At 46.4% G+C, this 6483-nt stretch carries 5 protein-coding genes; 1 reads left to right on the forward strand and 4 read right to left on the reverse strand.

Annotation, left to right across the window (positions count from 1 at the left end):
* The 3 genes from AC9UC2_RS07415 to rpsL all read right to left on the reverse strand — a co-directional run.
* Positions 1–1055, reverse strand: a 1055-nt coding sequence (locus AC9UC2_RS07415; RefSeq protein ID WP_509526963.1) for an elongation factor G, incomplete at its 3' end; no start/stop codon positions are given.
* Between the two features lie 102 nt (positions 1056–1157).
* Positions 1158–1628: a 30S ribosomal protein S7 gene (gene rpsG / locus AC9UC2_RS07420; protein ID WP_445821268.1), complete on the reverse strand. Its 471-nt coding sequence runs from the start codon at positions 1626–1628 to the stop codon at positions 1158–1160.
* Complete coding sequence (rpsL, locus tag AC9UC2_RS07425) at positions 1628–2008, reverse strand: 30S ribosomal protein S12 (protein WP_018207201.1); 381 nt, start codon at positions 2006–2008, stop codon at positions 1628–1630. The genes rpsG and rpsL overlap by 1 nt, the downstream gene beginning before the upstream one ends.
* 303 nt (positions 2009–2311) lie before the next feature.
* On the opposite strand from rpsL, the gene AC9UC2_RS07430 reads away from it, so the two are divergent.
* Positions 2312–3553: a M48 family metallopeptidase gene (locus AC9UC2_RS07430; protein ID WP_509526959.1), complete on the forward strand. Its 1242-nt coding sequence runs from the start codon at positions 2312–2314 to the stop codon at positions 3551–3553.
* 48 nt (positions 3554–3601) lie between these two features.
* On the opposite strand, the gene rpoC is transcribed toward AC9UC2_RS07430, so the two are convergent.
* Positions 3602–6483: DNA-directed RNA polymerase subunit beta' (gene rpoC / locus AC9UC2_RS07435; RefSeq protein WP_509526961.1), on the reverse strand; the 2882-nt coding region annotated here is incomplete at its 5' end.

Raw genomic sequence — 6483 nt, forward strand, 5'->3', positions numbered from 1 at the left:
TCTTCGCGCTTGTTAGCGTGCATCTGGTAAATCTTTCCGATGCGCTCTTTGCGGTCCTTTGCAGAGTTAAGGATTGTTGATCCTGTCTCTAGAACGCCTGAGTACACGCGGATGAAAGTAAGTTTTCCAAGGTGTGGGTCTGTCATGATCTTGAAAGCAAGTGCTGAGAAAGGCTCATCGTTCTTAGGCAAACGCTTGATTTCCTTCTCTGGGTCATTCATATCGTGACCAACAATTGCATCCACATCTAGTGGGCTTGGAAGGTAGCGAACAACAGCATCAAGCATTGGCTGTACGCCCTTGTTCTTAAATGCTGAACCAGTTAGAACTGGTGAAAGCTTTGCAGCAAGGGTTGCGCGACGGATACCGGCAATGATTTCAGCTTCTGTTAGTTCAATTCCCTCTAGGAATTTTTCCATCAACTGATCATCATTTTCTGCAAGAGTTTCTAGCATCTCTGCGCGAGCTGCAGTTGCTGCATCAAGCATGTCAGCTGGAATCTCTTCGATTGCGTAATCTTCACCCTTTTGTGTTTCTCCACGCCAGGTAAGTGCCTTCATCGCGATTAGATCGACAACGCCAAGGAAGTCAGATTCTGCACCGATTGGAAGTTGTAGAACTAGAGCAACAGCGTTTAGACGATCCTTGATCATGCCAACGCACTTATCAAATGATGCACCTGTACGGTCTAGCTTGTTAACAAAACAAATACGTGGAACTGAGTAGCGATCTGCTTGACGCCATACAGTTTCAGATTGTGGCTCTACACCTGCAACACCGTCGAACACTGCAACAGCGCCATCTAGAACACGGAGTGAACGCTCTACTTCAACAGTAAAGTCAACGTGGCCAGGTGTATCAATAATGTTAATGAGGTGCTTGTCCCACATACATGTTGTTGCAGCTGAAGTGATCGTGATACCACGCTCTTGCTCCTGCTCCATCCAGTCCATGGTTGCAGCACCTTCGTGAACTTCACCGATCTTGTAGTTGATACCGGTGTAGAAAAGGATGCGCTCAGTAGTCGTGGTTTTTCCCGCGTCGATGTGAGCCATGATTCCGATGTTGCGAACCGTAGCTAGATCGATCTTCTCTACTGTTGACACTTATATTCCTCTTCTCGAAAGTCTCTAATGAACTAGTCGTAAATTCGTGGATTACCAGCGGTAGTGAGCAAACGCCTTGTTTGCTTCCGCCATTTTGTGGGTATCTTCGCGACGCTTTACTGCAGCACCAAGTCCGTTGCTTGCATCAATTAATTCATTAGTTAGACGCTCTGCCATTGACTTTTCGCGGCGTGAACGTGAGTAATCAATTAACCAACGTAGCGCCAAAGTTGTTGAACGGCTTGCCTTAACTTCAACTGGCACCTGGTAAGTAGCTCCACCAACACGGCGTGAGCGAACTTCAACAGCTGGCTTGATGTTGTCTAGTGCGCGCTTCAAAGTAATTAGCGGATCAACCTGAGTCTTCTCGCGTGTACCTTCGAGTGCGTTGTAAACAATTGCCTCTGCAGTTGAACGCTTACCGTGTAGAAGTACGCGGTTAATTAACGCAGTAACAACTGGTGAGTTGTAAACAGGATCTGCAACAACTGGTGACTTAACAACAGGACCTTTACGTGGCATTAGCTAGCCTTCTTCTCTCTCTTAGTTCCGTAGCGTGAACGTGATTGCTTACGGTTCTTAACACCTTGTGTATCTAGTGATCCGCGAATGATCTTGTAACGAACACCAGGCAAATCTTTTACACGACCACCACGTACAAGAACAATGGAGTGCTCTTGCAAGTTGTGACCTTCACCTGGAATGTATGCAGTGACTTCCATGCCACTAGTAAGACGTACACGTGCAACCTTGCGAAGAGCAGAGTTTGGTTTCTTAGGGGTTGTTGTATAAACGCGTGTGCAAACTCCGCGTCGTTGTGGCGAACCCTTAAGTGCAGGTGTGCTTGTCTTCGTAGTCTTTTCTGCACGACCACGACGAACTAGCTGTTGAATTGTTGGCACTTCATCTCCATTCGTAACTTCGTTACTGATCTTTATTCACGCTTATTTGCCGACCCACGCGGTCGGGTGTGTTGCACCCAATTCGCATGTGTGCTGCTTAAAGTTTTGCAACTTGTTTACAGCACAGGCAAAGAAGCTCTAAAAAAGAGCAGACGCGAAGGGTAACCCAGTGGGCTCACGCGAGGCAAATCGCAGGTTTTACTCCTGGCACAGCCAAAATCAGGCCAATTTCCCCAAAATCTGATCTTCGGCGTGTCGCCCCAAAGCCCCTAAACACACCCCAAATCCCTCATAATCACGCCTATGACAACTTCGGATCTGCTTCTGCTGGGAATCGTCCTATTTATCCTCATTGACTTCAGCACGGGGGTGGTCCTCAACTACCTCAATGAGGGCTCAAAAAACCGCCCTTTGAGCCCAGAAGCTGCTGAAATTTATAACGCAGATGAATATGCAAAATCTCTTGAATACGGGACAGCTAAGTACAAAGTTGAGTTGTTAACTTCGGTAGTTAGTACCGTCGTGATGCTATCGGCAATCATTTTAGGTTGGTTTGCTTGGTTAGATGAAATCATCAGAGATCGCTTTAGTAATGAAATTGCAATTACCGTTGTTTTTGTTGGAGTACTGATAGCAGTATCAATGCTTGCTTCATTGCCTGTTGGATACTATTCAACATTTGTTATTGAAGAAAAATTTGGTTTCAACAAGACAACTAAAAAATTATTCGCAGCTGATGCAATCAAGGGTCTTGTGCTTTCACTTGCTATTGGTTTACCACTGCTGGCACTAATCGCATTGGTTTATCAAGAGTTGCAAAGTACATTTTGGCTTGTCGGTTGGTTGCTGGTATCGGCATTCTCTTTGTTTATGTTTGTCTTTGGCACACGAATCTTTTTGCCGATGTTCAACAAGCTAAAGCCACTTCCAGAGGGTGAATTACGCACTGAAGTCGAGCAATACTGCCAAGCACAAGGTTTTCCTTTGTCTAAGTTATACGAAATGGATGCCTCAAAGCGTTCAACTAAATTAAATGCTTTCTTTTCAGGTATGGGCAAGGTAAAGATCATTGGTCTTTATGACACCTTGATTGAAAAGTTAACTACCAAAGAAACAGTTGCTGTATTGGCCCACGAAGTAGGCCATTACAAGCGCAAGCATGTGTACACAATGTTTGCTTTCAGCAATGTACAAACCTTGGTTATTTTCGCTTTGATGGGCTGGTTGCTGAGTAATCCAAACCTTTCAAAGGCATTGGGATCAGATACTCCAAGCTTCCACCTAGCGATCCTGGCCTTTTTTATGCTCTTTACGCCGGTTTCAACGGTACTTGGGTTAATCAATAACTCGTTTTCGCGTTACAACGAATACCAAGCCGATCAGTATTCAATCGATACTTTCCCAGGTGCGCGTGATTACATGTACACAGCACTAAAGAAGTTATCTGTTGAATCATTGAGTAATTTAAATCCACATCCAGTTTATGTTGCGGTGCATTATTCGCACCCACCGATTTTGGATCGTTTAGCTAATCTAAAGAAGTAAGTAAAAGAAAAGGCTCCCCGAAGGGAGCCTTTTCTTTTTAAGTGCCGATTATCTTGGTACTTCAACCTCATCGAGACGAACAGCCTCACCAGAACCTTGTTGGTCAAATGGTGTGAAGTCGTACTCGTCGTAGGCTGCGTAAACCGCTGCCTTTGCTTCCTCTGTTGGCTCAACACGAATGTTGCGGTAACGAGCAAGACCAGTACCAGCAGGAATCAACTTACCGATGATTACATTCTCCTTCAGACCGAGCAATGGATCGCTCTTCTCTGAAAGTGCAGCATCTGTAAGTACACGAGTTGTTTCCTGGAATGAAGCCGCTGACAACCATGACTCAGTTGCAAGAGATGCCTTAGTGATACCCATTAGTTCTGGGCGACCTGAAGCAGCCTTTCCACCTGATGTCACAACGCGACGGTTTTCAGTCTCGAAACGACCACGCTCTACAAGCTCGCCTGGAAGTAGGTCTGCATCTCCTGCTTCAAGCACTGTGATGCGCTTTAGCATTTGACGAACAATTACTTCTACGTGCTTATCGTGAATTCCTACACCCTGTGAGCGATACACAGACTGGATTTCATTAACCAAGTGAACCTGAGTTGCACGTGGTCCAAGAATACGAAGAACCTGCTTTGGATCAATCGCGCCAACAACCATCTTCTGGCCAACTTCAACGCGTGAACCTTCTTCTACAAGTAGCTTCTGACGACGAGTGATTGGGTAAGCAACCTCTTCGCCTCCATCATCTGGAGTAACAACGATCTTCTTGCCCTTTGCATCTTCGCGGAATGAAACAACACCAGCTGTTTCTGCGATTGGTGCAACACCCTTAGGTGTACGTGCTTCGAAGAGCTCGACGATACGTGGAAGACCGTGAGTGATGTCATCACCAGCAACACCACCAGTGTGGAAGGTACGCATTGTTAGCTGTGTACCAGGCTCACCGATTGACTGTGCTGCAATGATTCCAACTGCTTCACCGACTGCAACACGCTGACCAGCTGCAAGTGAACGACCGTAGCAAGCTGCACACTGTCCGACCTTGCTATCGCAAGTTAGAACTGAGCGAATCTTTACTTCATCGACACCGGCTGCAACGAGTTCATCAATGTTGCGATCACCAAGATCAGTACCTGCTGGAAGTAGAACCTTGCCATCAACGCTCACATCTTCAGACAATGTACGTCCGAATACTGAAGTTTCGACATGGTCATGCTTAACAAGGTTGCCTGACTCTTGACGTACACCAATCTGTAGAACAAGACCGCGATCAGTACCGCAATCTTCTTCACGGATGATGACATCCTGAGCAACGTCGCAAAGACGACGAGTTAGGTAACCAGAGTCAGCGGTACGAAGTGCTGTATCTGCAAGACCCTTACGAGCACCGTGAGTAGAAATAAAGTACTCAAGTACTGAAAGACCTTCGCGGAAGTTTGACTTAATTGGACTTGGAATAATTTCACCCTTTGGGTTAGCTACAAGTCCACGCATACCTGCGATCTGACGGATCTGCATCATGTTTCCACGAGCACCAGAGAAAACCATCATCCAAACTGGGTTAACGCGAGGGAAGTTTTCTTCCATTTCCTTACCCACTTCAGCTGTTGCCTTTGTCCAGATCTCGATCAATTCCTGACGACGCTCGTCATCAGTGATGAGTCCCTTTTCATACTGTGATTGAACCTTCTCGGCTTGTGTTTCATAGCCCGCAAGAATTTCCTTCTTACGTGGAGGTGTCACAACATCTTCAATACCGATAGTCGCACCTGCGCGAGTTGCCCAGTGGAAGCCGAGTGACTTCAACGCATCAAGCGTCTCAGCAACAACAACCTTTGGATAGAACTCTGCAAGGCGATCAACGATTGCACCAAGTTGCTTCTTGGTTACATCTAGATCAACGTATGGATAATCAGCTGGAAGCGCTTCGTTAAACAATGCGCGACCAATTGTTGTATCGATTGTCTCGCCAGTTGTGGTGAGACGAATCTTGATCTTTGCTTGCAATGAAACTGAAGATTGATCGTGGGCCATGATCGCTTCTGCGATTGAACCAAATGCACGACCTTCTCCAAGTTCATTGTCGCGAACCATTGTTAAGTAGTAGAGACCAAGAACCATGTCCTGTGTAGGAGATGTAATTGGACGACCTGATGCAGGTGACAAGATGTTGTTTGAAGACAACATCAAGATACGTGCTTCGGCCTGCGCTTCAGCAGATAGAGGTAAGTGAACCGCCATCTGGTCACCGTCGAAGTCAGCGTTGAAAGCTGTACATACGAGTGGGTGAATCTGAATTGCCTTACCTTCAACCAATTGTGGTTCGAAAGCTTGGATACCTAAACGGTGAAGGGTTGGTGCGCGGTTAAGCAGAACAGGATGCTCTGCAATAACTTCTTCTAGAACATCCCAAACAACTGGACGTGCGCGCTCAACCATACGCTTTGCAGATTTAATGTTCTGCGCGTGGTTTAGATCTACAAGTCGCTTCATTACGAATGGCTTGAAAAGTTCAAGTGCCATCTGCTTTGGAAGACCGCACTGGTGCAGCTTCAACTGTGGACCTACAACAATTACTGAACGACCTGAGTAGTCAACGCGCTTTCCGAGCAAGTTCTGACGGAAACGTCCTTGCTTACCCTTAAGCATGTCTGACAATGACTTCAGCGCACGGTTACCTGGACCTGTAACTGGACGACCACGACGACCGTTATCGAACAACGCATCTACAGCTTCCTGCAACATACGCTTTTCATTGTTAACGATGATCTCTGGTGCACCGAGATCAGCAAGACGCTTCAAACGGTTGTTACGGTTGATAACGCGACGGTATAGATCGTTGAGATCTGAAGTCGCAAAGCGACCACCATCGAGCTGAACCATTGGACGTAGATCAGGTGGAATAACTGGAACGCAATCAAGAACCATTG

Source organism: Candidatus Planktophila sp., assembly GCF_036734405.1.
Taxonomy (GTDB): domain Bacteria; phylum Actinomycetota; class Actinomycetes; order Nanopelagicales; family Nanopelagicaceae; genus Planktophila.